This is a genomic window from Reinekea marina (assembly GCF_030409715.1).
GTDB classification, from domain to species: Bacteria; Pseudomonadota; Gammaproteobacteria; order Pseudomonadales; family Natronospirillaceae; genus Reinekea; species Reinekea marina.
The window spans coordinates 3,431,753-3,456,547 of sequence record NZ_JAUFQI010000001.1 but is presented as its reverse complement, the minus strand read 5'-3'; the positions used below and the strand labels follow the sequence as shown (position 1 = coordinate 3,456,547).

Genomic DNA, 24,795 nt, shown 5'->3' with positions numbered 1-24,795 from the left:
TGCTCAAATATCAACGATGAAGAGTTTTATGAGTAACCCAAACCCTTACCAGCACCTAGAGCAACTCGATTCACAAGAAAGGTATGAATACCTTGTCGAAACGGCGCTTGAGCAGCAGGAAATTTGGATCCTGTCCGACAACAAAGGCTTTGTGTTGTTGAACAGTGAAGATGGTGATTGTTTACCTATTTGGCCTCATAAAGAATGTGCGCAGCAGTGGGTTCATGGAGATTGGAAAGCTTGTGAACCTCAGTCGATAGATTTAAACGCATGGCAGACTCGTTGGGTGCCTGGGTTAACAGAAGATCAAGTTGTGGTCGCGGTCTTCCCAAATCGCCAAGAGGAAGCCATAGTGGTTAACCCAAGTGATATCGATGATGATTTATCAAATGCCATGTCGTTCTAAGTAAGGCTTGCCTTACAACACCGATTCGAGTGAGTGAGCACACACTCACTCTGCTTGTAACCTCCTGTTTATCAGCCTTTCTGAGTTAACCGTACACATTAACTGACAAATTTATATTTTCACCGAATTGACGTTAACGTAAACCTGAATTAGCCTACACCCCAAATAAAAATGAACGATTTAAGCCTTAGGGATTCTGCGTCTAAAGAAGCTGTATAAACAGCCTAGAGCGGATGACTTAAGCTATCCTTACCAAGGCGAACTGCCGAAGAGGTCACTGTGATAGAGCTAAACGACATTCAACGCATGATGCGTGATGCCGCCTCAGATTTTTCTATTAATGCACTAAAACCGAACAGTGCACTCTGGGACAAAAGCAGCGAAATCCCCGTTGATACCATTCGAGAGCTGGGTGAAATGGGCTTTTACGGTATGTTAGTACCCGAGTCTTACGGTGGAAGTGACGCAGGCTATTTATCTCTAGCGCTCGTGGTGGAAGAAATTGCCAAAGGCGATGGTGCTTTATCCACAGTGACTTCGGTTATGAATTCGGTTGTTTGCGGACCAGTAAATGCATTTGGCTCAGACCAACAGAAAGAGCAATGGCTAACCCCATTAGCGACTGGCGAAAAACTGGGTGCATTTTGTTTAACGGAACCACAAGCCGGGTCAGATGCCGCGGCGTTAAAAACCAAAGCCACCAAAGTAGACGGTGGTTGGCGAATCAGTGGAACTAAGCAATTCATCACCAATGGCTCAATCTGCGATGTTGCTATTATATTCGCCGTAACAAACCCAGAATTAGGCAAAAAAGGCATGAGTGCGTTTTTAGTGCCCTCTGAACTGCCTGGGTTTGAAGTGACCAACATTGAAAAGAAAATGGGTCAACATGCCTCTGATACGGCTCAATTGCATTTCAACGATGTAATTGTACCTAGTGATGCTTTATTAGGTAAGGAAGGCCAAGGCTACGCAATTGCCTTAGCTAATTTAGAAGGTGGTCGTATTGGTATCGCGGCACAATGTGTCGGCATGGCTCAAGCCGCCTTTGATATTGCTGCAAACTACGCCCTTGAACGACAAAGTTTTGATAAGCCGTTAATGGAACATCAGGCCATTGCGTTTAGATTGGCCGATATGGACACCAAAATAGAAGCAGCGCGACAGTTGGTTTGGTTGGCGGCATGTAAAAAAGATCGAGGTGAAGCCGCACTGAGAGAAGCGGCGATGGCCAAACTGATGGCCAGTGAAATGGCGGAATCGGTCGTTTCAGAGGCCATGCAAGTGTTAGGTGGTTACGGTTACCTAAATGACTTCCCATTAGAACAAATTTATCGAGATGTTCGTGTGGCAAAAATTTATGAAGGCACCAGTGACATCCAAAAAATGATCATTGCGCGCGACATTGAAAAACGATTCAGTTAATAGGTAAGTCTCAATGACCGTAATAGCCGAACTAGAAAATCACATTTTAACCTTACGTCTGAACAGACCAGACGTTTCTAATGCTTTTAATAACGAGTTAATCAACACGTTGAATGGGCACATAGAGAACGCTCAAGATTCAGAGGATATTCGTGCCATTGTTTTGCGCGGAAATGGCAAGCACTTTAGTGCCGGTGCCGATTTGAATTGGATGAAGGGCATGAAAGCTGTCAGCATGGAAGACAACGTAGCCGATGCGAAGCAATTGGCCGATCTCATGTTTAATCTCGCGCATTGTCGAAAGCCTGTTATTGCCATTGTTCATGGGGCTGTAATGGGTGGCGGTGTTGGTTTAACCGCCTGTGCCGACATAGTTATTGCTGAACAGCAAACCTTTTTCGCGTTGTCTGAAACACGGTTAGGATTAAGCCCGGCCACTATTTCCCCATTTGTCGTCAAGGCATTGGGCGCCAGACAAGCTAAACGTTATATGCTAACAGGTGAACGTTTCAGTGCCGAAAAAGCGCTAAGCTTGGGGCTCGTACACGAGGTAGTTGCTTCTGATGAAATCGATGAAACGCTTTCAACGCTCGAGAATCACTTGTGTGCCGGCGGACCAAATTCGCATCGAAAAATTAAAAAGCTGGTTCGAGATGTCAGCACTCGAACGATAGATGAAACATTGATGGAAAACTTAGCTTGGCGAATTGCTAATCAACGTGTTTCAGATGAAGGCCAAGAAGGGTTGAGTGCTTTTCTTGAAAAACGAAAACCTAATTGGTTCTTAAATTAAAAGCGCCAAACTAAAATTAAAATATTAAAAATGAAAATAATAATAAAAAGTAACACAAGTTCAGTTCGAAAAAGGCTGTCTAAGTTTATCAGAATGATTCTTGGGCTAACCACGTCTAATTAAAATAACACGAGAGGAGGTTTTTATGAGTAAGACCATTCATAAACCTACATTTATCTCAGGCGACGCTTTAGAAATACCCATCTTTAAAGTGTTGAAGCAAGATGGCACCTTGTACCCCAAGGCTGTCGAACCTGAGATGTCGAAAGAATTTGCACTTAAAATATATCGCGACCTGGCCTTTATTCGGGTGTTTGACGAACGAATGGTCAGCGCCCAACGTCAAGGTCGTATTTCATTCTATATGCCTTGCTTAGGTGAAGAAGCCGCGTCGATTGGTTCGGCAGCAGCGTTAGAAGCCAAAGATATGGTGTTTGCTCAATATCGTGAGCAGGGCACCTTGCGTTATCGTGGCTTTAGTACCGAGCAGTTCATGGATCAGTGTTTTTCAAATGAGCGCGATCTGGGTAAAGGTCGTCAGATGCCTATTCATTATGGTTCTAGCGAATTGAACTACATGACCATCTCCTCACCTTTGGGTACGCAAATTCCGCAAGCCTCGGGATACGCCTACAGTCAAAAATTAGAAGGTAACAAAGCCTGTACTATTTGTTACTTTGGTGAAGGCGCCGCAAGTGAAGGTGATTTTCATGCTGGCTTAAACATGGCGGCCGTACTTAAATGCCCAACCATATTCTTCTGTCGAAATAATGGTTATGCCATTTCAACCCCTGCCTCAGAACAATACATTGGCGACGGCATTGCAAGCCGAGGCGTAGGTTATGGGATAAAAACCATTCGTATAGATGGTAACGATTTGCTCGCAGTTTATGAGGCCACACGAGTCGCTCGTGAGTATGCCATCGAGCACAATGCGCCTGTGTTAATCGAAGCCATGAGTTATCGCTTAGGTGCGCATTCTACGTCAGATGATCCTACTGGTTATCGCTCAAAAGAAGAAGAAGCTAAATGGGCCACTAAAGACCCAGTTTTACGCTATAAGCATTGGCTGACCAAAAAAGGCTGGTGGGACGATGAGCAAGAAAACGCGCTCTATGCCGAATACCGCGAAGAAATTCTTGCGCAAATGAAAGAAGCTGAAAAACGTCCAGTGAATAAAATTGATGACATCATCACCGACGTATTTGATGAACCTTCAGCTATTTTAGAAAGCCAGTTGGCCGATCTTAAATCACACATTAGAAAGTACCCGTCGGCTTATCCGAAAACTTCTGGGAGGTTAGACTCATGAGTAAAATCAATCTCCTTCAGGCCGTAAACAGCGCTTTAGAAACGGCCATGCGTGAAGACGAAAAGTGCGTTTGTTTTGGTGAAGATGTCGGCCACTTTGGCGGCGTTTTCAGAGCAACCAGCCACTTGCAAGAAAAGTTTGGCAAAGATCGCGTGTTTAACACTCCATTAGTGGAGCAAGGCATTTTAGGGTTTGCCAATGGCATGGCAGCCAACGGATTTAAAGCCGTTGCAGAAATCCAATTCGCCGATTACATATTCCCAGCCTTTGATCAGATCGTTAATGAAACGGCTAAATTTCGTTACCGCAGTGGTAATGAATTTAATGTTGGTGGTCTTACCGTTAGAACACCATACGGTGGTGGCATTCATGGTGGGCATTATCACTCACAATCGCCCGAGGCCTATTTCGCCCATACGCCAGGCTTAAAAGTTGTGGTGCCTCGCAATCCTCATCAAGCAAAAGGTTTATTGTTGGCCTCTATTCGAGACGATAATCCTGTAATTTTCTTTGAGCCGAAACGCTTGTATCGCGCCTCTGTAGGTGAAGTACCCGAAGAAGATTATGAAATTCCTTTGGGTGTGGCTGAGGTCGTTGAAGAAGGTACTGACATCACCTTGTTAGCCTGGGGTGCTCAGATGGAGATCATTACTGAAGCCGCCAAGCTAGCGCAAGAAGAGGGCATCTCTTGTGAAGTGGTCGATTTAAGAACCATTGTACCTTGGGATGTCGAGACCATCGTTAACTCAGTGAAAAAGACTGGCCGACTGATCATTTCCCACGAAGCGACCCTGACAAATGGTTTTGGTGCTGAAGTGGCTGCGACGGTTCAAGAACATGCATTCTTGCACTTAGAGTCGCCAATATTACGCGTGTGCGGAATGGATGTCCCTTACCCGTTATCGCATGAAGCCGAATACATTCCTGATGCCAGTAAAGTATTTGAAGCCATTAAACACAGCATGAATTATTAAGGAGCCGACCATGAAAGAAGATTTTATTTTACCGGATATCGGCGAAGGCATTGTGGAGTGTGAGCTGGTTGAATGGTTAGCACAAGAAGGCGATGTGATCGAAGAAGATCAGGCCATTGCCGATGTTCAAACCGATAAAGCGTTGGTGCAGATTCCTGCCAAGCACGCTGGCGTTTTAGTAAAACACTATGTGAAAGAAGGTGAGATTGCTAAAGTGCATGCGCCATTGTTCCAAATAGAGTTATCTGCTTCAGCCGGTAGTACCGAAGCAGAACCTGCGGCTGAAGAAAAGCAAGAGACCAAGCCAAGCAAAGTAGAAGCCGTAACGCAAAGCTTAAAAACTGAACCAAGCACCAGCCGTAAAGTATTGGCTACGCCTGCGGTAAGGCGCATTGCTAGAGAGCAAGATGTCGACATTGCGCAGGTTCCAGGCACAGGGCCAAATGGCCGAGTGCTAAAAGAAGATATGCTTAACTTTGTCGAAGGCGGCCAGCCAGCTGTCTCTGCCAACGCAACGCCCGCAGCTGAATCGGCCGTAGATATTATTCCTATTAAAGGCATTCGTGCGGCGATGGCAAAACAAATGTTGCACAGTGTCTCCACCATTCCGCATTTCACCTTTGCTGAAGAAGTGGATATTACCGCCGCCAACGAAATGCGTCGTACCTTGAATGAGGCATCGGAAGACAGTGAGCAAAAGTTAACCTTGATGGCCATTTTAGTAAAAAGTTTATCGCTGGCGCTGAAAGAATTTCCGATCATTAACAGCCATGTAAATGATGCTGGAACAGAGATACACCAGTTCTCTGATCATAACATTGGCATGGCAGTCGATTCCCCAATGGGGTTAATGGTGCCAAATATTAAAGGCGTGAATCGGATGTCGTTAGCGGAAGTATCAGCCGAAATTAAGCGGCTGACAAAAGCCGGGCGCGCGGGCCGTTTATCGCCAGCCGATTTAAAAGGCGGCACGGTAACTATTTCGAACATTGGGTCTATTGGTGGCACGGTGACAACTCCCATTGTCAATGCGCCTGAAGTCGCTATTGTTGGCATTGGCCGAATACAGTCATTGCCTCGCTTTGACAGCAGCGGTCAAGTCGTGGCACGAGAGATCATTCAAACCAGCTGGTCGGGCGATCACCGTGTACTCGATGGTGGCACCATTGCTCGCTTTAATAATCGCTGGAAGCAATTCTTAGAATCACCAATGACAATGATGATGACATTAAAGTAATCTCAAAATAGACTCATGCACTTCTAATTGTGCATGAGTCTTAAACAAAAACTAAGCGTCACCTTCTGTTGGTAACGTATTCGTGACTTCAATATAGAGTGTGTAGTCGGTGGAGTCCTTCTCAGCGATGTATCTGAGTTTTTCCAATGTTTTCAGCGTAACCATGGTGCCTTTCGTTAGCATGATGACACCACGTACGTTAAATAAATCACGCGATAACACTATGCCTGGTTGAGCTTGTGACAGTGCGATACGGCTTTCAAACTGACCTTTTTTGGCTAACTCTTCTTCCGCACATTCTAAAAATGCTTCCACTAAATCAGGGTCGACCCATTGACCGGCCTTTTGTCGAATAAACTTCTCCGATTCGTCTTCATCGTGGCTGTTGCCATCGATGAGCCCGTTCCGATACATGAAGTAATACATGCAAATCGAAATGATTCGAGAGCCGAGCGGAATTTGGCCTTCACTGAGTCGGTTTGGAAAACCTTTGCCATTAAAGTGCTCGCTGTGCGCCTGGATATAGTTCGCAACTTCGCCTAGGTTATCCAAGCTTGCTAACAGCGCATAACCTTGCATTGGGTAGGTTTTGTATTCTTTAAGCTCTTGAGTTGACATTTGTGTTAATGGTTTTTTTAGAATGTTTTCAGGTATTCTGATTTTCCCTAGCTCGTGCAGTTTTGCAGCTTTATAAACATGATCTTGCTGATCTTCGTTCATGCCCTTAGCGGCCGCTAAGGCTTTTGCCGTATCGGCAATATCATTAAGGTAATCTTTAGGCGCAACCGAACGAAGGCTCAGCACCTGCGCAATCACATCAATAAAAACGCCATAACTGGCTTTAAGCTCTTGAAAGCTTAAATCGAGCATGTCGGAAGTTTGTTCCAGTTCGTTGGTACGTGCCTTAACTTTTGCTTCTAAACCTTGGTTGGCATCTTTGAGCTCTTGAGCTTGTCGCTCTGTAAGCTCTCGTAGTCTATCGCGCTCGCTTCTTATTTTTACAGACTCAGCGGCATCGTGAATTTTTTGAAGGAGGGCTTCATCATCCCAGGGCTTGGAGATAAATTGATGTACACCGCCTTCGTTCAGAGCCTTAATCATGGAGGTAAAGTCGGAGTAACCCGACAAAATAAATCGCATTGAATTTGGGCAAATCTCACGCGCGGCGGCTAAAAAATCATCGCCATTCATTTCCGGCATACGCATATCAGAAATAATGATATCAATGGGTGTTTGTTGAAGTAGCTCTAACCCTTCTTTTCCGTTAGAGGCAAAAAAACATTCGTAGTCCTCAAAACTCATTAAGCGTTTAAGGGTTTTTAAAATGTTTTCTTCATCGTCTACAAATAATATTTTTATTTGATCACTCGAAATTTCCGTCATATTTTAACCTAGTAACCTGAATAAACTGTGCTGTTCTGATTCAACGCGGGCACACATAGTCGCCAGCTCAGAAGGCTTAATGGATAACTCAGAAAGCAATGTTTCTAAATTGGGAATCGATGAGAATGGACAATCCTCAGTGGTAAGAATAATCGCCATGGCGTTAGCCAATTTCAATATTTTAGATTGGCTATTGTTGGGGTTGTCACTGTATAAGTTGGTTATATTGTGGCATGTCGACTCTGGCATGCCTATTTTTACCAATAAGGTGGAAGCCGCCGCCTGCAATAATTCATTGCTGAGCTGGCCTTCTAATTTCGGGTGATAGTTGGCAATAACCGGTAGTAGATGCAACAAGCCGCCTAAGTAAGCTTGGTCTTTGTCTTCGTTAGTAGCTTCAGCCAGCGCTTTGCCGAACAAGGCTGTGGTCAGCGAATGCTTTGCATAAGGCAATACAGAAGGGTTACTGGTGCTTTTTAGCAGTGTACTGGTGTAAATCAATGAGGTCAGTGTTTTACTGCCGATGATGACGACGGCTTCTTCAATGCGGTCAATTTGTCGGGCAAAACCAAAAAATGGACTGTTGGCAATCATCAAAATTCTGGCACAAAGAATGGGCTCGGACTCAAGCAGCTGGCTCACTCGAGCAATGTTTAAATCTTCACTGCCGAGTTCATCTAGTAGCTTCTGGGTTTCAGAGCTTATGATTTTAGTTTGATCGAGCTTTTCAAGGCTCGTTAGCCACTCTAAGAGTTCAGGGTTTGATTGATCAAGCATGTTTTTAGCTCATTCATTTTTAGTGAATCGTATGGATAAAAAAGGTGTTCAATTCGATCAATCTTTTTTTGCATGATTTCTGCAATGACGTCGTTTTCATTGCTTTCTAAAACTTCTACCGATTCAATCCCTTGCTTAATTAAGGCTTCAATAACTTTTTCAGACAACTCAAAACCGGCTGGAATTAAAACCGCCCCGCGACTGTTCACAATGGCCAAAGATGTGGTTCGGCCTACGGCTTCCGTAATCTGTATATTCATTTAGTTAAAACCCTTATTGAGAGCGTTTTCCCAAATACATGGTTATTGTCTCGTAAAAAGTTAGAGGTGACATCAAATTTGGCGGTGTCTGTTTCAATAGTGTGGTGGCGACCGTCTTCAAAATTCTCTATAAGGTTGTTCATCTCAGCTGGTAGAATTCTATTGAACGGTAAGCCTTCAATAGCATGGTCAATGTTAAAGTCATGGTAAAATTGCTTATTGGCGAGCACGATCATCCCTTCATCGCTAAGGCAAATTATTCCGATAGGTAATTGAGAAATAATTAACTCATAGCGCTCTAGTGAATGAATATTCATACTCAATTCACGATTTTTCTGATCTACCGATCGCTCTAAATTTATATTGAGCTTGGTTAATTTTTCTTTGATCGATCTGTTCTCACGTTCTAAATTGAAGGCAGCAACGGCTTCTTGGATGCAATTTATGAGCTCACTGTCATCCCAGGGTTTTAGCAATAATCTAAATATGGACCCTTGGTTGATGGCTTTTCGCAACGTCTCCATTTCAGTGTAACCTGTGAGCAATACTCGTTTCACCAGTGGGTGATCGAGTTGCATTTGCTTAAACAGATCAGCCCCCGTCATCACCGGCATTCGCTGGTCAGAAATGACCACGCTGATGTCGCTTTCACTATTAAGTATGTCGAGTGCGTTTTTGCCATTTTCAGCGGTAAATACTTGAAATCCCTGCTCTTCTAAAAGGCGCATCACAGACTTAGCAACGTTCGCTTCATCGTCTACTACGAGTATCTTAGCCATATATCCTCTAGGCATCTTCTTTAGGTAATCTAATGGCAGTATAGACAGGGGTTAACCTTTCGCAAAGATTTCTAATGAAGTTCTAATTCTCTGCTAAAGTCTTAAGTAGGGCGGCCGAATTTAGGCCCGTTTGAGCGTGGAGAAACAATGCAACTGAACTCATCCGAACAGCCATCTGTAGATCTACATTGGTTATTATCGGAAGCTGAACATGCTTTCGCACACTGTAAAAATTTAGACGACATTTGCCATGAAGCGGTGCAAATATCCTTAAATGTCTTATGTATTGATCGGGCAGGCATACTTTTGCTGTCCGATGATCAAACAAAGGTGAAAGGGACCTGGGGAACAGACAAAAACGGGCAAATTAAAGACGAGCATGATTTAGAAATGTCGCTTTACGATAATCACTGGATGAAAGACTCGCTTGAACAAAAAGGTGCATTAATTGTAAAAGAAAACATACCCCTCACAAGTTACGACAAAGAAGTGGGAACCGGTTGGAACGCAATTGTCTCTATCTGGCATGGTGAAAAACCGATTGGCTGGTTTGCGTGTGATAACCTTATTAAAGGAGCACCCATGACCGCGCACCTAAAGGATGTCATAGCGGTTTTCGGCACCATTTTTGGGCAGTGGTACATCCGTAAACGAACGGAAATGGAATTGCATGAGCTGACCGACACGCTCGAACAACAAATTTATGAAAAAACCAGCGAGCTTCAGGCGACCATCGATAGCTTGTCGAGTACCCAAAGTGAATTGGTCGATACTGAGAAAGCTAACGCCTTGAGCCATTTTACCGCGGGTGTTGCTCATGAAATTAATAACCCCATTAGTTTCATAAAAAGTAATTTATCCTACATCGGCAAAGTAAGCTCTAAAGTTTTAGAGTCTATTGAAGCGTTAAATTTAGATAGTTTGAATAAGCCCAGTCAAATGTTGAAAGAAGTCGATCAAGTCATCGATGAATCTGTTGAAGGCTTGGATCGAGTCTCAGATATCGTGTCGCTCTTACAACCATTGAATAAACTGGCCGATGAAGAACCGCAAGTATTTGATGTGAAAAGCTCTATTGAATTTTACATCATGAGTTTGGAAGAAGGCTCTGAGTACGTTGATTTAATATTACCCGATGAACCAATTTCGGTTTGCTTACCTTTGCAGGTGTTTACCCTAGCTCTTGATAATATCGTCAGAAATGCCGTATACGCCGTTAAAGACAAAGCAAACCCTAAAATCAGTGTGTACTATTTTAAAGACGAATTAAATTTTGGTGTCAGCGTGTTAGATAACGGCGTCGGCATTACTGAAGAAGACTTACCTAATATATTTAATGCGTTTTTCACCACTAAGCCAGTGGGTGAAGGAGTCGGGTTAGGGTTAGCCTTAAGTGAGAATTTATTGAAAATGGTGAATGGTGCGGTGAAAGCAAAAAGTGTCTTGAATGAAAGTACTGAGTTTACGATGCTTTTTCCAAAGGAGGTGGTTGTCAATGAATAGAGTCGCAATTGTTGATGATCAAAAATCCAGTCGTTTGATTATTCAAAAAGTGGTTTCTGAAACCTATGACTCAGAACTGTTCAGTTCGGGCGAAGAGCTGTTCAATGCCTACCAAGCTGGCACTCGTTGGGATATGGTTTTATCCGATTTACACATGAAAGACACCACAGGCCGAGATGTGGTTGAGTATTTTAAGGCTAAGAATATTCCTGTGATGATATTAACCGCTGACAGCGAACGCTCGGTCGAGTCTGAATTGCTCAGTTGCGGCGCGACAGATTTTGTAACCAAACCGATTCACCCTGAAATTTTGCTGAATCGAATCGCTATCCAATTGAGGTTAAGGGAGCAAACGGAGCAAATTAATGCAACCCAAGATCAGTTAATCCAATCAGAGAAGTTGGCGGCGCTAGGTCAACTGGCCGCCGGCGTGGCGCATGAAATAAACAATCCCATTGGCTTTGTTTCTTCCAATATGAATCTCATTGGTCGTTACGTGGGTAAAATAAATGAAGAATTAGAGGCATTAAAGGAACACTGTGAACAAGACCCAACAGGTGCAGGCACACTTCTATATGCTACTTGGTCGGCGAAAACCAAAATCCCAATGTATATGGAAAGCTTAGAAGAAATAACCGGCGAATCAAAAGATGGCCTTGTACGGGTTCGTGATATCGTGAAAGATTTAAAAGAGTATTCTCATATCGGTGAAGTTAAGTTTGAACATTCCGATATTAACCACCTTCTTGAGTCGTCAGTGAATTTACTGCGCAATGAGATTAAATATAAGGCCGAAGTCGAATTTGATTTGGCCAACGATGCAACCGTGGAATGTATTGCTTCGCAGTTAGGGCAAGTGTTTGTGAACATAATCGTCAATGCTTGCCATGCCATTGAGGAGTTTGGTCGTATAGGCGTTAAGACTACCGCCGATGCTGACAACATCGTTGTCTCTATTTCGGATAATGGTAAGGGGATGAGCGAAGAAGTGAAACGTAAAATTTTTGACCCTTTCTTCACCACCAAGGGCATTGGAAAAGGAACGGGTATTGGTTTAGCCATTACTCAATCGATTATTGAGCGTCACAATGGTAATGTTGAAGTTGACAGTGTCGAAGGCGAAGGCACTACTTTTATAATCAGTCTACCCAAAGAGCAGCCTGAGCAAACTGAAGAAGAACTCAGCAGCGCGCAAGAATAAAGCATCTTTATAGCGTTATTGAATATCCAAGTTCAATAACGCACTCAAAAATTCTACTCTCGCAGTACTGTCTCTCGGTGCTTGAATTTTTAACAAGGAAGCGCTTTCTACTATCACCATGTCGGGACCTAACCAGGATTCAACCGCATTTTTTATAGCGCTTGCGGTTTGGTAAGAGGCCACATTTAACGTCAGCCTTATATAATCATCAGAAACATTATCAAGGTTTGTTGAGTCTAAACCATCTTCAACTGAGGCTAAGTTACCCAGCGGTTCGGCATGCGCAGCCATGCTCAAGGATATTAATAAAATGAGAAAGATGGTTTTCATATGGCCTCCAAGTGCCTTATCGACGTGGTCTTCTTGATTTTCGATGGCTTCCGCTATTGCCGCGTTTAGATTTTTTGGGCTTTTCGGGCGAAAAGTTTTGATCTAAATCTGGCTCGTACCCGGGTAGCCATTGCTGAAGTAATCGAGTATCTAAAATTTTATGAACTTCATCGAGCAACCATTTTTCATCGGCACTTAACAAGGTAATCGCTTTACCTGTTTCGCCGGCACGACCCGTGCGACCGATTCGATGAATATAGTCTTCAGCATTGTGAGGCAACTCGTAGTTAATAACATATTTAAGTTGAGCAATATCTAAACCTCGGCTGGCGACATCAGTTGCAACCAGCGCACGGATGCTGCCATTTTTAAAATCGGCTAAGGCGCGTTCACGAGCCCCTTGGGATTTATCTCCGTGTATAGATTGGGTTTTTAAACCGTCTTTGCACATTTCTTTCGCTAGCGTATCGGCACCTACTTTCGTGCGTGTAAAAATTAAAACTTGTTGCCAGTTGTTGGAACCAATTAAGTAAGAGGTTATTTCACGCTTTTTATGTTTATCAACTTCGTAGGCTATTTGCTCTACTTGGCTCGCTGCGGCATTTCGCTGGTCCACTTCAATGAGTTTTGGGTCTTGCAGTAACCCTTGGCTTAATTTAAAGATCGCATCATCAAAGGTGGCCGAAAATAGGAGAGTTTGTCGGGTGCTGGGTACTGATTTTAAGATGCGTTTTATATCGTCTATAAAACCCATGTCGAGCATCCGGTCGGCTTCATCTAACACTAAAAATTCAAGCGCCGATAAATCTACGGCCTTTCGAGAAAGCAAATCTAACAATCGCCCAGGCGTGGCTACAAGTATATCGACGCCTTGTTCGAGGGCGCTTAACTGATTGTTGATACTAACGCCACCATAAGCCATAACTACTTTATGATGGGTATGTTGGCCATAAAATGAAAAGCTTTGGCTCACTTGTTGAGCCAGCTCGCGAGTGGGCGCAAGCACCAAGGCTTTAACCAAGGGCTGGTCGCTGTTGGTCTCGTGCAGCCGATGTAAAATGGGCAGGGCGAAGGCGGCCGTTTTACCGGTACCTGTTTGTGCTCCGGCCATCACATCGTGTTTGTTTAAAATCTCAGGAATGGCAGCCGATTGAATGGGCGTTGGCTGTTGGTAGCCCTTAGCCTCAACTGCTTTTAACAGTGCAGGTGCTAAGCCAAATGAAGCAAATGTCATGAATACAACCTATTAGAATAATCCACGGTAGTTTAGCAGATTCGAGCCTGAATCGAACCTGATTCTAAAGTGAGAACCAAAACAAAAAAAAGCCAGCGCGGCTTTCTCAAGCGGCGCTGGCTTTATTAAAAAGTAGTTTTCGGGTTATTCGACAACTTCTCCGTCGATCACTGCCGGTGGTTGATCACCAACATTCGGCATAGCGCCAATGTTAAAGACGGCTTGGGCAATGCTAGTAGGTACCGCTTGTGACGGTTCAGTCAAAGGCAGTGCAGAACAATTCGACAACGCCGTGGTGGCCATCTTCTGCTCTACATCCAACGCTTTAATAACGTATTGGTCATTGCCGCCCATGATTGTGCCATCAGCAAGGCTTAAGATAGGGTTCCAGCCATTTTCTGAGCCCTCCCACGGTAAGCCATGAAGTTGACCCTTGCCACCATACTCTAGGAAGAATACGGCGCCGTTGTGCGCAGAGCTATTGTTACGATCGTTGGCTTGTTCGTGGGTGTATTTGAACGCAATTGGTTGGTCAAAAGCAACCGCTTCGCTGTTTTGGTCAACGAGTACAACTTGCTGTTGCCAAGCATTCATGCCAGTTTCCCAGTGGTAGAATTCGGTTATGTCCCCATTTTCTAAACCAGCGTAAAAATCGGATGCAGTGTTTATTGAGCCTGCAGGTACCATCGGTCCTGTCTCTAAGCCCCACTGCCAATTTTGGCTGCTTTGAACGTCTGAAGAAGTCACATCCGAAGCATAACCAATGGCGTTCGTGCCACCATTTGATACTAAGGTTAAGCCACTTTGCGTGAAATCATAATTAACAACGGTTTGTGCATCTGTATCAAAAACGGCGTCCCAATCACCCGCTAAATCGGCCTTAGACACATCCGCTTTTAAGCAGCGCTCTACACACACCAAATCAGCTGAGGCTGTGCTGTCAAATAATTCACCAGACCCTGTTTCACTGCCGTTTACGTAAGAGCGAGCAAACAGTTTTAATGAGGTAGAGTTAGATTTGTATTTAACGTTGCCGCCTAACTGGTTAGACCAAAGATACAGCATACGATCTGCATTTAAGTTGATTGCAACCGCAGGGCTAACATTGGTAATCTGAGGGCCGCTATCTCCCCAGCCATCTTGAATGCCAACGACTTCAAATCCATTACTAGCTCCGTTTACCTCAATGACAAGTTCTAGACTGTCGGTTGTGTCAGAATCGCCATTAAAGTCTGTAGCAGATGCAAGCAAGTGAGTATCGCCTTCATAAATATGCGTATTAAAAGAGACTCCTGCTAAAGCCGATAAATTTACAGACTCTACCGTGTTTTTCACTAAGCGACCCGGAGCAACTTTCACCGTGTACTGCTCGCCTGTGCTGCCATCCCAAGTTGCGCGTTGTACGTTTTCATTGTTCGCAAACGCTTGGCCATCTTCACGCCAGCTGCCGTGATAGCCAATATGCCCCCAAGATTCAAAACCGTTTGCATCGTTACCTGAACCATCGCCATCGGCGTCTACTTTGAGTTGCATGCCTGAATTAATGGCGACTTCCGCACCGCTGGTTTTGTTGAACAAACCGTAGTTCCAAGCCACTTCGTTAAATTCGTTTCGTAACAAGCAAGTTTCTTCATCCGGCGACGATAAGCCCGCCGTGGTCGAAGCCTTTGCCATATGAACATAAGTATCATTGACCGCTAGCGCAAACGCACCGCTGCGATCAGCAACTAACGTGTTGGTATTTTCGATATAGCATTGACGAGCAGTTCGAGCTAAGCCTTCTTCGGTAGCATCGTTGTAATCAACAGACGCGGTGGTTGTACATTCAATACTTTGGCTTTGCTGTTGTTGGGTATCTAATTGATAAAGCGTAAAAGACGCGCCACCATCGCTGGTTTCAGATGAAGTCACTTCGCCATAACCCGTACTGTCTGATTGAGTACTGTTTAAGCTTGGAAGCAAACCATAGGTCAATGAAAACACACCAAACGGATTGTCATCGGTTGGTGTCTTAGAAACGGTACCTAAAAGTTTAATAGCATCGGGGCCTCCGCCTTCACCTTCCCCTGACTGGCCGCTGTAATCTTCTATCCAAGCGTTGAGTACTAAAGGATCCGTTGCGCTATTTTGGCTAGAATTTGCGACGATGGTAACGTAGCTAGGCACCTGATCTGAGCTACCACTGCCTTGCTGCTGATCGGAGCCATCGTTTTCATCAAAGCAACGGCCAGCATCGGCCCAAGCAACATAGTCACCCTCGCCCAACATAGCTAAGGGTTTTGTTTGCCCAGTAAAACATAAGAAATCATCAATAAATGAAATGGGTTCAACGGCATCGAGCCAAACGTAAAGGTTTTGATGTGATTTAGCGTAGTCGCTGCTACCTGCATAATTCGACGTATTATAAACTTCACGCTGCGCTAAAGATCGCTGCAGCGATCGTTCACTGTCATCAGATGGCGTCACCAAAGCCATTTGATTCGGCAGCGCGGCGCTGCCAGTTAATGCAATAGAGACGACATCGCTGACATCGCCCCCGCTTCCGCTACCGCCGCCACAAGCAACTAAAATTGAAGCAGAAGAAATCATTCCTAACGTTTTTACAAGTTTCATAGGCTTAGCCTTTTTAATACCATTTTTAAAATCGGCTCATGTGTTAAACGCCTACACCCCTATAGAGGTAAAACTTGTTAGGCATTTGCTTAGTGGAGCCTCCGTCTTTAAAGGTAGGTCAAAAAATTTATACCATGGTGGCTTTATGGTGTTGATATGTTGGCGTATTATCTTAAATTGACGTTAAATAATCGCCACTTAGGCGAAACAGTGTCGATTATCTGGCATTGGGCTTTTATGCTATTCAATTCGAATCTCTAGTAGATAAACTAGACCAGCTAGGCAAAAAAACTAAAGGAAACTTCATCATGCAAAAGCCTACGTACATTTCATGGAGTACCGGTAAAGATTCGGCATGGGCAACCTACCAGTTGCAACAAGATTCAAGTGTGTCGATAAAAGGCATTTTATGTACGGTGAATGCTCAGTTTAAGCGCACAGCCATGCATGCCGTTCGTATTGATCTGTTACAACGTCAAGCTGCTGCGTTGAATTTGCCGCTTCAACTGTTAGAAATTCCTTACCCATGCAATAACGAGCAATACCTAGAGATTATGCAAAAAGCAAACGATGCGTTAGTTGAAAAAGGCGTTGAGTATTTATGCTTTGGTGATTTATTTTTAGAAGATGTTCGGCAGTATCGGATTGATAATTTAAAAAACACGGGCATTAACCCTGTTTTTCCCTTGTGGCAAAAAGATACCTCTGAATTGGCGAACGAGATGATTCAAGGCGGTGTAAAAGCGATTGTGACCTGTATTGACCCTAAAGTGTTAGATAAACGCTTTGTAGGGCGAGAGTACAATCATCAATTCATAGCTGACTTACCCAATGGTGTAGACCCATGTGGAGAGAACGGTGAATTTCATACCTTTGTCTATCAAGGACCTATGTTTCAACAAACTATTGAGGTTGAGGTTGGTGACGTAGTCGAACGTGATGGCTTTGTTTTTGCTGATGTCAGCTTGGCTAATCTCAACGATTCTTAAGCAAGATTAGCCATTTATTATTTATTGGAGCACCCAGCCAGAAAGGTCATTGTTCGCTGAAAACTCTTTCATTTTCGATTGCTTTTCAGTTTGGGTCATGCGTTCAAAGTAACCTTGTTGATAATAGGCGTTTGGCTTTTTATATAACCGAACTCTTAACCAGTTATCAGAGGTAGTAATTTTTCCCGGTTCAATAGTAAAGGACAAGTTTGTTGTATAGTCTTCCGTGAGTCGACCGCTTTGAATATACATGGCTTCCATGTAATCAACCTTGTAGTGACCAGGCGCTAGGTTTTTGACAAGACCATAGCTTTTATCCGCGTGCAAATAAGTCACGGTCCCATCACTAAATACGACGCGATACTTAATAAACGGCTTTCCGGGAACCTCTTTTTGATAGTGTATTGGGATCAGTAGCATACCCGTTTCGTTAGAGACCGGTGGAATAGACGCGCAACCAGCCAATAATGCTATGAAGGCACTAACCGCAATGATGCGAGTGATGTTTCTAAGGGGAGTCATAAAGAACCTTTTGAGAATGGGGATTAATTCATCATAGCGAAACTATTATTAGAATCAAAATGAATTGCTAAATAAAATCCGCATGGGTTATCTTAGCGCTTTGAGATGAAAGGATGCTTTGTGATGAAAAAAATTGGCTTAATCGGTGGCATGAGTTGGGAATCCACTGAATTGTATTACCGGCAAATAAACGAGTTGACCAAGCAAGCCTTAGGCGGGCACCACAGTGCTCGATTAGTATTAGACAGCTTAGATTTTCACCCAGTGATGGAAATGCAACATCAAAATAACTGGCAAGGTACCGCTGATGTGTTGGTCGAAAGTGCTAAAAATATCGAAAGGGCAGGGGCCGATTTTATTTTGATTTGCACAAACACGATGCACAAAGTGGCTCCAGAGGTCGACGCTGCGGTCGGTATCCCACTACTGCATTTAGCCGATGCCACTGCGCAGGCCATTATTAACGATGGTCATACTACAGTTGGCTTTTTAGGCACCAAGTTTTCAATGGAAGATGATTTTTATATCGGTCGGTTAAAAGAAAAATACGGATTAACGGTGATAACACCCAATAAAACCGATCGCGAGTTGGTGCATAAAGTAATCTATGAAGAGCTCTGCTTAGGGCAAATAAATGATCAATCTCGCGAGCAATATATACGAATTATTCAAGCGTTGGCCGATCAAGGTGCACAATGCGTTATAGAAGGCTGCACAGAAATAGCCATGCTGGTCAACCAAAGCCATACACCCGTAAAACTTTATGATACTACAGCCATTCATGCGCAAATGGCCGTAGAGTTTGCATTGGCACCCTAGTGTATAAAGACTACTCGGGCGAGTGTTGAAGATTGGCTTGGGTCGCATGCATTAAGTAATTGGCTAAACCAGGGTGAATGCTTTCATAGTACGCCGTAAAGCGCTCATCCATGGTATACATTTGCCCAAGATTGGCGTGCATTTCTTTTGAGCAAGGGTAAAACCATTGATCTATTAACAGCCGCATATTTTCGGCTGTCTCAATAACCTGCGAGTCATCACTCGGCAAGCCTTGCTTTAAATGCTCGGCCAATGTTTGGTTTAATGCATCTACTTTTTTATTGTATTGCTCCCAATCGTCCTTGCTGTAGTGCTGTGTTCTTTTTTTAGATTCTTTGTAAGCCTCAGTGTGACCCCATTTCTCTCTTGTCTCTGCTTCATACAGATCGGGATCAAAACCTTTAAAGGCATCAAACTGTTTGTTTTTCATTGGGGTCGTCTCCTTTTGGATCATCTCTTTAACGGTCGACTTTATGTGCGTGAGTCGGTCGATGTGTTGCTCTAAATCGCTGTATTGCTGCTGAAGTAGTGCAATCTTAGACAAACCATCGGCCGCCAAGATTTCACTGACTTGTTTTAAACTTAAACCCAAGGCTCGATACACCAAAATGCTATGCAGTTTCTCGAGATCGGATTGAGTGTAAAGTCTGTAATTTGCCTGCGATCTAACACTGGGCTTTAATAGCCCAATGGCATCGTAGTGGCGCAGTGTTTTAACACTGACGTGGCAAAACTTTGCAGCCTCACCTATCGTTTTGGGGGGTTGCGTTTGCATAGTTGAAAGTGCCTCTTTAACCCTGTTGCGATATAATGAAAGCATCCTAAACCCTGACGTAAGGGGCGAGTCAACAGGGCATGGCAAATATATGAAATCTAAACGCTTCAGGTTGGATCGTTTTTTGTGTCACCATTTTCAAATGAGCAAGCGACAAGCCCAGCAATTGTTGGCCGCTCAACAAGTCAGCGTTGATGGCAAAGTGGTAAACGACCCTCAACAGATAGTCGATCAATTCTCAACGGTCATCTGTGCCGAGCAACAAAAAGTAGGGTTAGAGCGTACTTATATTATGTTCAATAAACCCGCGGGTGTATTGAGCGCTACAAAAGACAATAACCAAACAACGGTCATGGACAGTATTGATCCAACCAATGCCCAAGCGTTACACATTGCTGGGCGGCTCGATAAAAACTCCACCGGATTGTTAATCCTGAGCAATGATGCACGCTGGAGCGAGCAATTAAGCGGCGCTCAATATGGTTGTGAAAAAACCTACCTAGTTACCGTAAGGGATCCTATCAGCGATGAATGCGTTGACGCCTTTGCTCAAGGGTTGTATTTCGATTATGAAGGCATCGTCACCCGCCCCGCCAAGCTAACCCGTTTAGCGCTTTGCCAAGCCCAAGTTAAGTTAACTGAAGGCCGATATCACCAAATAAAGCGCATGTTTGGGCGATTTCGGAACCCGGTAATGTCGATTCATCGCACTCAGATTGGGCCAATTGTCTTAGATGATCAGTTACCAGCGGGCCAATTTAGGCCTCTAACCTCGAAGGAAATTTCATTTGACAGATAGCGTAAATAAGCCTGAAAACACTTGCCCTTTTTGCCAGCAAGACAATAGCTGTTCTGCACAAAGCAAAGAACCTTGTTGGTGCTTTAACGTAAGTATTCCCAACGAACTTGTCGCGCTTGTGCCGCCACAGCAAATAAATAAACACTGCATATGCTCTGTATGCCTAAGCAAATACCAAGAAAGCCCTGAGCGCTTTATTCAGAGTCTGTAACGCGTGTTTGGTTGTTTCTGTCTCTAGAGCGAATGATTAATTCGTTGCTTCGGTCTATGTGCGTGCTTTTAGCCAGTCGGTCGTACAAAAGCACGTTGACAGATGCGGCCAAATTTAAACAGCCAGTGGTTGGGATATACACAACGGCATCCGCTTTAGAAATGGTTTCTTGGTTTATAGAGCCATCTTCAGGGCCAAATACATAGAGTGCCTGCTCAGGGTGTTCAAAATCCATCAGTGGAATCGCACCTTCAACAAGATCAACGCATACTAACTTTGCCTGTGTCGGCTTTTCACCATCAAAACACTCAACCTTTGTAAGCCCAATACTATGATTGGCTTGCTTGGTGTCGGTTTGAAACTTTTTGGCAATATCAAACCGATTACCCGTGTAGAGAACCTGATTGGCATTAAAGCAACCCGCGGCTCGTAACACCGCGCCGACGTTGGTTGGGCTTTTGGGGTTTGTTAAGGCTATGCCGATATACGAATTGTAAGACGCGTTAGATTTTGACAAGGGATAGGCTCTATTGAATAAAAGTGAATAATGCCAACCTTAGGCACAGTTGAGAAGGTTTATATTTTGCAATGATGATTGCTGAATTGATCCTTTTGTTGCGCTAGGTGAAATATTGCGTTGATATTTTTGACGCAGTTCACAAAAAACAAATTTTTTTTACACTGTTTGCTTGTCGGTTATCTGTAAACACCGTAACTTAGCTGATTGAAGATTCAATCTTCTTACTCGTACTATGGGTGTTTTCGGATACGCTGAATAGTTACTTAAAAGGTATTGTATTCATTCAACATATTCCAGTCCCAACAGTCCAGTCAGTGGTTCACTTACCCAGTGAGCTTTGGCTGAGTCAACTTAATAATAAAGCCTCATCACATAGCAAGTAATGATTACCCTTAACCTTACACAGTGTAGGCGGTGGGTTTTTTGCGCCCGTAATAAATGGGATTACTGTGCATTGAAGGGGGCAACCTCAAAAGAAGGAAGTGAATATGAGTCAGTCTAGAGCTCATAATGTTGTTCGTACTGGTTTAAAGTCGGCCGTTCTTGCGGTGACTCTTGGTACAGCCATTATATCTAGCCAAGCCTTTGCACAATCAAGTGTAACAACAGGCGCGGTTAAAACTGAACGACCCGTTATTGAAAAAACCATCAAGCAGACGCCAAGCACAGGCTTTAAAGCCTTTGGTGTTCAAAGCCGCATGATGTCGTTTGCTGTTGCAGAGCCAACAGAGCGATACATTATTTCATTAAGAGATCCATCCGTGGCTCGTTACCGTGGTGGTATCAATGGCTATGAGGCCACCAGTACGGAAGGTAAATCGAAGCTAGAAGTCAATGCGCCGCATGTTCAAAACTATGCGAATTACTTAGAAACCACTCAAGACAAGTTCTTAGCGCAACTGTCTACACAAGTGGGCCGTATGGTGACTCCGCTTGAGCAGCTTCAATTAGCTTCTAACGTACTTATTATTGAGCTTACTGAAGCCGAAGCGCAAAAAGCTGCCTCTATTCAGGGTGTTCGTAAAGTTCAAAAAGATCAGCTATTCCAGTTAGAAAGCACAGAGTCTCTCACCGGCTATGCGGTACCAGTAGACAATGCGAATGCTTCAGTATGGGCCATTACGGCCTTTACTTTGGTGCTCATGTTTGGCCTAACTGTATTTGCTTGGCGTCGTGGCTGGGTTGGCCGTAAGTCGGCTACCTTTGTTGCCATTGCCGCTTCTTTCGGTATGGCTGGCTGCTTTTATGAAGGCGGCTTCCAGTGGATTGGTGCTCCACAAATTTGGCACGGCACAGCCGGCTTAGAGCCGACCCGTGGCGAAGGCGTTGTGGTCGGTGTGATCGATACAGGTATTAACCCAATTTCAGATTCATTTGCTGAAGTTGCGGGCGATGGTTATCGTCACTCTAACCCAAAAGGCCAGTACTTTGGTGTGTGTGATCCTGCCAGTGAAGTCTACGATGCAACCTTCCCATGTAACGACAAGTTAATTGGGGCGTGGGGTGTACCGTTCATTAACGAAGGTAGCCCGCGAGATCAAGACGGTCACGGCTCTCACACGGCCGGTACTTCGGCTGGTAACTTGGTTTACAACGCAACGGTATCAGCGCCGACAGGCTTTGAAATCAGCAAAACCATTTCGGGTGTTTCGCCACGTTCTAACGTGATTGCGTATACCGTTTGTGGTGATGCAGGCTGTTACTTGAGTGCTATTTTGTTTGCCATCAACCAAGCTATTTTAGATGGCGTTGATGTTATTAACTACTCAATTGGTGGCGGTTCTTCTGACCCGTGGGCCGATAACGATTCATTGTCTTTCTTAGCCGCAATGGATGCCGGTATCTTTGTTGCAACCTCTGCTGGTAACTCTGGTCCTGAATTTGCGACAGTAGGTAGCCCAGGCGATGCACCGTGGATTACAACGGTAGCCGCAAGCTCACATGATTACCTGTATAAGAATTCAGTGACAGGTCTAACCAATGACCAAGGTGATTCATTGCCAGAAATGATCGGTCAATCGATCGCTCCAGGCTTTGGACCAGCGGCTATTGTTGATGCAGCCGATTACGGCAACCCACTATGTTTAGAAGGTCAATTCACCAGCAAGTTTGAAGGTGAAATTGTACTGTGTGAATTGGGTGCTATTGCTCGTGTCGCTAAAGGTACGAATGTAGCGGCCAATGGTGGCTCTGCAGTTATTGTTGCTCGACCTCCTCGTACGCCAGACGGTTCTGGTTACTTTGAAACAGATGCGCACACCGTGCCAGCAACTCAAATTACCTTCACCGATTTCACGACTATTCGCGAATGGTTAAAAACTGGTTCAGGACATGTCGGAACTATTACAGGCACCGAAGCTGTATTAGCGTCTGAATATGCCGATGTAATGGCTTACTTCAGTTCACGTGGCGTTAACCCAAGCGTGCCATCTATTGTTAAGCCAAACATTACCGCTCCGGGTCGTGCTATCTTTGCCGCTTTCCATGAAGGTTACAGCGAAGCAGAGCAAGACTACAACATCATTCAAGGTACATCGATGTCTAGCCCGCATATTGCAGGCGCAGGTGCGTTGTTAACCGCGCTTCACCCAGATTGGACACCCATGCAGATTCAATCGGCGATGATGACGACGGCGAATCTAAACCATGTAAAAGAAGATGGTGTAACGCAAGCCGATCCATTTGATATGGGTGCTGGTCGTATCGATCTAGTTGCGGCTGCAAACGCAGCGTTGGTTCTTGATGAGACACTGGATAACTTCTTAGCTAAAGATCCGTTCATTGGTGGTAAGCCTTCTGAGTTGAACCTAACTGGCTTGGGCGAAGACGCGTGTGTGGTTAGCTGTACTTGGACTCGTACGGTGACTAACGTGTCGGATAAATCAACACGTTGGAAGTCTCAATCGACTGATCACGTTTCTGTTGCTCCGAAGCACTTCCGTTTAGCGCCAGGTGAAAGCCAAACGCTTACCTTTACAGCGGATGCCTCTCGCACAAGTATTGGTGATTGGTTGTTTGATCAGGTTGTGATTAAGTCGAAGACTCGTCACGTTCCAGATGCCCACTTCCCAGTAGCTGCATTGTCGGCATTATCTAACCTACCTGGTTCGGTTGATGTTACAGCGGCATTCGAAACCGATTCGGTTGTATTACCAGGCTTGAAGGCGGTAGAGATTACTAACGCAATGGTTGAAATTACAGGCCTAGCGAAGTCTGAAGCTTATACCGGTGCTGTGGTTTCTGATCCGTCAAATGGAGATCCGTTCGATGGTGGGTTCGATCCTGCTGTTAATGGCCAAGAAGTATTCATCGTCGATGTACCGGCTGGAGCAACTCGATTTGTTGCTGAAATCACCGAATCAATGTCTGGCGATTTAGATCTATTTGTTGGTATTGGTTCTACTCCTGGCTTTGGCACACTAGCTGGTTACAGTGCTGCTGGCGGATCATTCGAATACGTTAACATCGCTAACCCGCCTGCTGGTCAAATGTGGATTGTGGTTCAAAACTGGGAGCCTGGTCACGTAGATGCACAAGACTACACAGTGCATGCGGCCGTGGTTACTGGAGATGAAATGAATCTGTCAGTTGATATGCCAACCGTACAAGCCGGTGGTGTACCGTTCGATGCTACCTTGAACTTCAACCTACCGGGTTCTGTATCTGGAGATCGCTTCTATGGATCTTTCTCTGTGGGGACTGATGCAGCGAACGCTGGTAACCTTGGTACAGTACAAGTTGATTTAGTGAGACAATAACGCTCATAAAATAACTGTATAAAAGGGCTCCTATTTTAGGAGCCCTTTTTTTTGGTGAATAAAAATAATTTTCTATGATTTCTGAATACTAAACTAGGTGAAAGTCGCTAAAATAAACGATTGATGATCTTAAAAAAATACGCATTCAAAATAAAAGAAGCTTCTAACCTTGCTT

The 24,795-nt window shown here is 44.3% G+C and carries 25 protein-coding genes; 15 read left to right on the top strand and 10 right to left on the bottom strand.

Translation table 11 applies throughout. From position 1 onward, the window contains the following. The first annotated feature begins 28 nt into the window (after positions 1 to 28). The 6 genes from QWZ13_RS19210 to QWZ13_RS19185 all read left to right on the top strand — a co-directional run bounded on the left by QWZ13_RS19210 (position 29) and on the right by QWZ13_RS19185 (position 6,147). Positions 29 to 406 (top strand): DUF2750 domain-containing protein, encoded by a 378-nt coding sequence (locus tag QWZ13_RS19210; RefSeq protein WP_290283197.1) that lies wholly within the window; start codon positions 29 to 31, stop codon positions 404 to 406. Positions 407 to 685: 279 nt separating this feature from the next. After that, a complete protein-coding gene (locus tag QWZ13_RS19205; RefSeq protein ID WP_377362832.1) occupies positions 686 to 1,831 on the top strand; it encodes an acyl-CoA dehydrogenase family protein in 1,146 nt (381 codons plus the stop codon). A gap of 13 nt (positions 1,832 to 1,844) precedes the next feature. Next, on the top strand, positions 1,845 to 2,624 hold the full coding sequence (locus QWZ13_RS19200; protein ID WP_290283196.1) for an enoyl-CoA hydratase/isomerase family protein: 780 nt from the start codon (positions 1,845 to 1,847) through the stop codon (positions 2,622 to 2,624). A gap of 145 nt (positions 2,625 to 2,769) precedes the next feature. After that, positions 2,770 to 3,936 (top strand): thiamine pyrophosphate-dependent dehydrogenase E1 component subunit alpha, encoded by a 1,167-nt coding sequence (locus QWZ13_RS19195; protein WP_290283195.1) that lies wholly within the window; start codon positions 2,770 to 2,772, stop codon positions 3,934 to 3,936. Beyond that, entirely contained in the window at positions 3,933 to 4,910 is a 978-nt protein-coding gene (locus QWZ13_RS19190) for an alpha-ketoacid dehydrogenase subunit beta (RefSeq protein WP_290283194.1), read from the top strand. The genes QWZ13_RS19195 and QWZ13_RS19190 overlap by 4 nt, the downstream gene beginning before the upstream one ends. A 10-nt stretch (positions 4,911 to 4,920) precedes the next feature. Continuing rightward, positions 4,921 to 6,147 (top strand): 2-oxo acid dehydrogenase subunit E2, encoded by a 1,227-nt coding sequence (locus tag QWZ13_RS19185; protein ID WP_290283193.1) that lies wholly within the window; start codon positions 4,921 to 4,923, stop codon positions 6,145 to 6,147. A gap of 51 nt (positions 6,148 to 6,198) precedes the next feature. Here QWZ13_RS19185 and nosR read toward each other — a convergent pair whose 3' ends face one another. Genes nosR through QWZ13_RS19165 form a run of 4 tightly spaced genes read right to left on the bottom strand, consistent with a single transcriptional unit; the run spans position 6,199 to position 9,361 of the window. After that, entirely contained in the window at positions 6,199 to 7,530 is a 1,332-nt protein-coding gene (gene nosR / locus QWZ13_RS19180) for a response regulator c-di-GMP phosphodiesterase, NosR family (RefSeq protein WP_290283192.1), read from the bottom strand. 3 nt (positions 7,531 to 7,533) lie between these two features. Next, positions 7,534 to 8,307 (bottom strand): HDOD domain-containing protein, encoded by a 774-nt coding sequence (locus tag QWZ13_RS19175; protein WP_290283191.1) that lies wholly within the window; start codon positions 8,305 to 8,307, stop codon positions 7,534 to 7,536. Continuing rightward, positions 8,277 to 8,567 (bottom strand): hypothetical protein, encoded by a 291-nt coding sequence (locus QWZ13_RS19170; protein WP_290283190.1) that lies wholly within the window; start codon positions 8,565 to 8,567, stop codon positions 8,277 to 8,279. The genes QWZ13_RS19175 and QWZ13_RS19170 overlap by 31 nt, the downstream gene beginning before the upstream one ends. After that, complete coding sequence (locus tag QWZ13_RS19165) at positions 8,564 to 9,361, bottom strand: response regulator (RefSeq protein ID WP_290283189.1); 798 nt, start codon at positions 9,359 to 9,361, stop codon at positions 8,564 to 8,566. The genes QWZ13_RS19170 and QWZ13_RS19165 overlap by 4 nt, the downstream gene beginning before the upstream one ends. A gap of 132 nt (positions 9,362 to 9,493) precedes the next feature. On the opposite strand from QWZ13_RS19165, the gene QWZ13_RS19160 reads away from it, so the two are divergent. After that, positions 9,494 to 10,849 (top strand): sensor histidine kinase, encoded by a 1,356-nt coding sequence (locus QWZ13_RS19160; RefSeq protein ID WP_290283188.1) that lies wholly within the window; start codon positions 9,494 to 9,496, stop codon positions 10,847 to 10,849. Next, the gene (locus tag QWZ13_RS19155; RefSeq protein WP_290283187.1) at positions 10,794 to 12,050 is read left to right on the top strand and encodes an ATP-binding protein; all 1,257 of its coding nucleotides are present in this window, start codon (positions 10,794 to 10,796) and stop codon (positions 12,048 to 12,050) included. The genes QWZ13_RS19160 and QWZ13_RS19155 overlap by 56 nt, the downstream gene beginning before the upstream one ends. A gap of 15 nt (positions 12,051 to 12,065) precedes the next feature. Here the strand turns inward: QWZ13_RS19155 and QWZ13_RS19150 are convergent, their stop codons facing one another. The 3 genes from QWZ13_RS19150 to QWZ13_RS19140 all read right to left on the bottom strand — a co-directional run bounded on the left by QWZ13_RS19150 (position 12,066) and on the right by QWZ13_RS19140 (position 16,227). Continuing rightward, complete coding sequence (locus tag QWZ13_RS19150) at positions 12,066 to 12,380, bottom strand: flagellar basal body P-ring protein FlgI (protein ID WP_290283186.1); 315 nt, start codon at positions 12,378 to 12,380, stop codon at positions 12,066 to 12,068. 16 nt (positions 12,381 to 12,396) lie between these two features. Further along, positions 12,397 to 13,614, bottom strand: a complete 1,218-nt coding sequence (locus tag QWZ13_RS19145) for a DEAD/DEAH box helicase (RefSeq protein WP_290283184.1) — start codon at positions 13,612 to 13,614, stop codon at positions 12,397 to 12,399. Between the two features lie 144 nt (positions 13,615 to 13,758). Beyond that, entirely contained in the window at positions 13,759 to 16,227 is a 2,469-nt protein-coding gene (locus tag QWZ13_RS19140) for a hypothetical protein (protein ID WP_290283183.1), read from the bottom strand. Positions 16,228 to 16,267: 40 nt separating this feature from the next. Between QWZ13_RS19140 and QWZ13_RS19135 the strand changes: the two genes are divergently transcribed. Both QWZ13_RS19135 and QWZ13_RS19130 read left to right on the top strand, forming a co-directional pair. Further along, on the top strand, positions 16,268 to 16,408 hold the full coding sequence (locus QWZ13_RS19135; protein ID WP_290283182.1) for a hypothetical protein: 141 nt from the start codon (positions 16,268 to 16,270) through the stop codon (positions 16,406 to 16,408). Between the two features lie 46 nt (positions 16,409 to 16,454). Then, complete coding sequence (locus QWZ13_RS19130) at positions 16,455 to 17,216, top strand: adenine nucleotide alpha hydrolase (RefSeq protein WP_290283181.1); 762 nt, start codon at positions 16,455 to 16,457, stop codon at positions 17,214 to 17,216. A gap of 21 nt (positions 17,217 to 17,237) precedes the next feature. Here the strand turns inward: QWZ13_RS19130 and QWZ13_RS19125 are convergent, their stop codons facing one another. Further along, positions 17,238 to 17,738: a hypothetical protein gene (locus tag QWZ13_RS19125; RefSeq protein WP_290283180.1), complete on the bottom strand. Its 501-nt coding sequence runs from the start codon at positions 17,736 to 17,738 to the stop codon at positions 17,238 to 17,240. Positions 17,739 to 17,843: 105 nt separating this feature from the next. Between QWZ13_RS19125 and QWZ13_RS19120 the strand changes: the two genes are divergently transcribed. Then, positions 17,844 to 18,557 (top strand): aspartate/glutamate racemase family protein, encoded by a 714-nt coding sequence (locus QWZ13_RS19120; RefSeq protein WP_353959004.1) that lies wholly within the window; start codon positions 17,844 to 17,846, stop codon positions 18,555 to 18,557. Between the two features lie 10 nt (positions 18,558 to 18,567). Here the strand turns inward: QWZ13_RS19120 and QWZ13_RS19115 are convergent, their stop codons facing one another. Then, a complete protein-coding gene (locus QWZ13_RS19115; RefSeq protein ID WP_290283179.1) occupies positions 18,568 to 19,377 on the bottom strand; it encodes a MerR family transcriptional regulator in 810 nt (269 codons plus the stop codon). Between QWZ13_RS19115 and QWZ13_RS19110 the strand changes: the two genes are divergently transcribed. Beyond that, entirely contained in the window at positions 19,358 to 20,131 is a 774-nt protein-coding gene (locus tag QWZ13_RS19110) for a 16S rRNA pseudouridine(516) synthase (protein WP_290283178.1), read from the top strand. The two genes, QWZ13_RS19115 and QWZ13_RS19110, sit on opposite strands and share 20 nt — an antisense overlap. Beyond that, positions 20,121 to 20,342 (top strand): cysteine-rich CWC family protein, encoded by a 222-nt coding sequence (locus tag QWZ13_RS19105; RefSeq protein WP_290283177.1) that lies wholly within the window; start codon positions 20,121 to 20,123, stop codon positions 20,340 to 20,342. Before QWZ13_RS19110 ends, QWZ13_RS19105 begins: the two co-directional genes overlap by 11 nt. On the opposite strand, the gene QWZ13_RS19100 is transcribed toward QWZ13_RS19105, so the two are convergent. Then, complete coding sequence (locus QWZ13_RS19100; protein ID WP_353959031.1) at positions 20,326 to 20,778, bottom strand: TrmH family RNA methyltransferase; 453 nt, start codon at positions 20,776 to 20,778, stop codon at positions 20,326 to 20,328. The genes QWZ13_RS19105 and QWZ13_RS19100 overlap by 17 nt on opposite strands. 320 nt (positions 20,779 to 21,098) lie before the next feature. Here QWZ13_RS19100 and QWZ13_RS19095 point away from each other — a divergent pair, with 320 nt between their 5' ends. Together QWZ13_RS19095 and QWZ13_RS19090 are read left to right on the top strand one after the other, a co-directional pair. Then, positions 21,099 to 21,245 carry a hypothetical protein gene (locus tag QWZ13_RS19095; RefSeq protein WP_290283176.1) on the top strand — a complete coding sequence of 49 codons (147 nt, stop codon included), beginning with the start codon at positions 21,099 to 21,101 and terminating at the stop codon, positions 21,243 to 21,245. 105 nt (positions 21,246 to 21,350) lie between these two features. After that, positions 21,351 to 24,620, top strand: coding sequence for a S8 family serine peptidase (locus QWZ13_RS19090; protein ID WP_290283175.1), 3,270 nt, complete (start codon positions 21,351 to 21,353; stop codon positions 24,618 to 24,620). Positions 24,621 to 24,795: the final 175 nt, after the last annotated feature.

Excerpts from the sequence above, each read along its gene's own strand:
- QWZ13_RS19115 (WP_290283179.1), bottom strand. The coding sequence starts at position 19,377 with ATGCTTTCATTATATCGCAACAGGGTTAAAGAGGCACTTTCAACTATG.
- QWZ13_RS19165 (WP_290283189.1), bottom strand. The coding sequence starts at position 9,361 with ATGCCTAGAGGATATATGGCTAAGATACTCGTAGTAGACGATGAAGCG.
- QWZ13_RS19175 (WP_290283191.1), bottom strand. The coding sequence starts at position 8,307 with ATGCTTGATCAATCAAACCCTGAACTCTTAGAGTGGCTAACGAGCCTT.
- QWZ13_RS19170 (WP_290283190.1), bottom strand. The coding sequence starts at position 8,567 with ATGAATATACAGATTACGGAAGCCGTAGGCCGAACCACATCTTTGGCC.
- nosR (WP_290283192.1), bottom strand. The coding sequence starts at position 7,530 with ATGACGGAAATTTCGAGTGATCAAATAAAAATATTATTTGTAGACGAT.
- QWZ13_RS19210 (WP_290283197.1), top strand. The coding sequence starts at position 29 with ATGAGTAACCCAAACCCTTACCAGCACCTAGAGCAACTCGATTCACAA.
- QWZ13_RS19200 (WP_290283196.1), top strand. The coding sequence starts at position 1,845 with ATGACCGTAATAGCCGAACTAGAAAATCACATTTTAACCTTACGTCTG.
- QWZ13_RS19125 (WP_290283180.1), bottom strand. The coding sequence starts at position 17,738 with ATGACTCCCCTTAGAAACATCACTCGCATCATTGCGGTTAGTGCCTTC.
- QWZ13_RS19195 (WP_290283195.1), top strand. The coding sequence starts at position 2,770 with ATGAGTAAGACCATTCATAAACCTACATTTATCTCAGGCGACGCTTTA.
- QWZ13_RS19140 (WP_290283183.1), bottom strand. The coding sequence starts at position 16,227 with ATGAAACTTGTAAAAACGTTAGGAATGATTTCTTCTGCTTCAATTTTA.
- QWZ13_RS19090 (WP_290283175.1), top strand. The coding sequence starts at position 21,351 with ATGAGTCAGTCTAGAGCTCATAATGTTGTTCGTACTGGTTTAAAGTCG.
- QWZ13_RS19160 (WP_290283188.1), top strand. The coding sequence starts at position 9,494 with ATGCAACTGAACTCATCCGAACAGCCATCTGTAGATCTACATTGGTTA.
- QWZ13_RS19145 (WP_290283184.1), bottom strand. The coding sequence starts at position 13,614 with ATGACATTTGCTTCATTTGGCTTAGCACCTGCACTGTTAAAAGCAGTT.
- QWZ13_RS19155 (WP_290283187.1), top strand. The coding sequence starts at position 10,794 with ATGAAAGTACTGAGTTTACGATGCTTTTTCCAAAGGAGGTGGTTGTCA.
- QWZ13_RS19190 (WP_290283194.1), top strand. The coding sequence starts at position 3,933 with ATGAGTAAAATCAATCTCCTTCAGGCCGTAAACAGCGCTTTAGAAACG.
- QWZ13_RS19185 (WP_290283193.1), top strand. The coding sequence starts at position 4,921 with ATGAAAGAAGATTTTATTTTACCGGATATCGGCGAAGGCATTGTGGAG.
- QWZ13_RS19120 (WP_353959004.1), top strand. The coding sequence starts at position 17,844 with ATGAAAGGATGCTTTGTGATGAAAAAAATTGGCTTAATCGGTGGCATG.
- QWZ13_RS19150 (WP_290283186.1), bottom strand. The coding sequence starts at position 12,380 with ATGAAAACCATCTTTCTCATTTTATTAATATCCTTGAGCATGGCTGCG.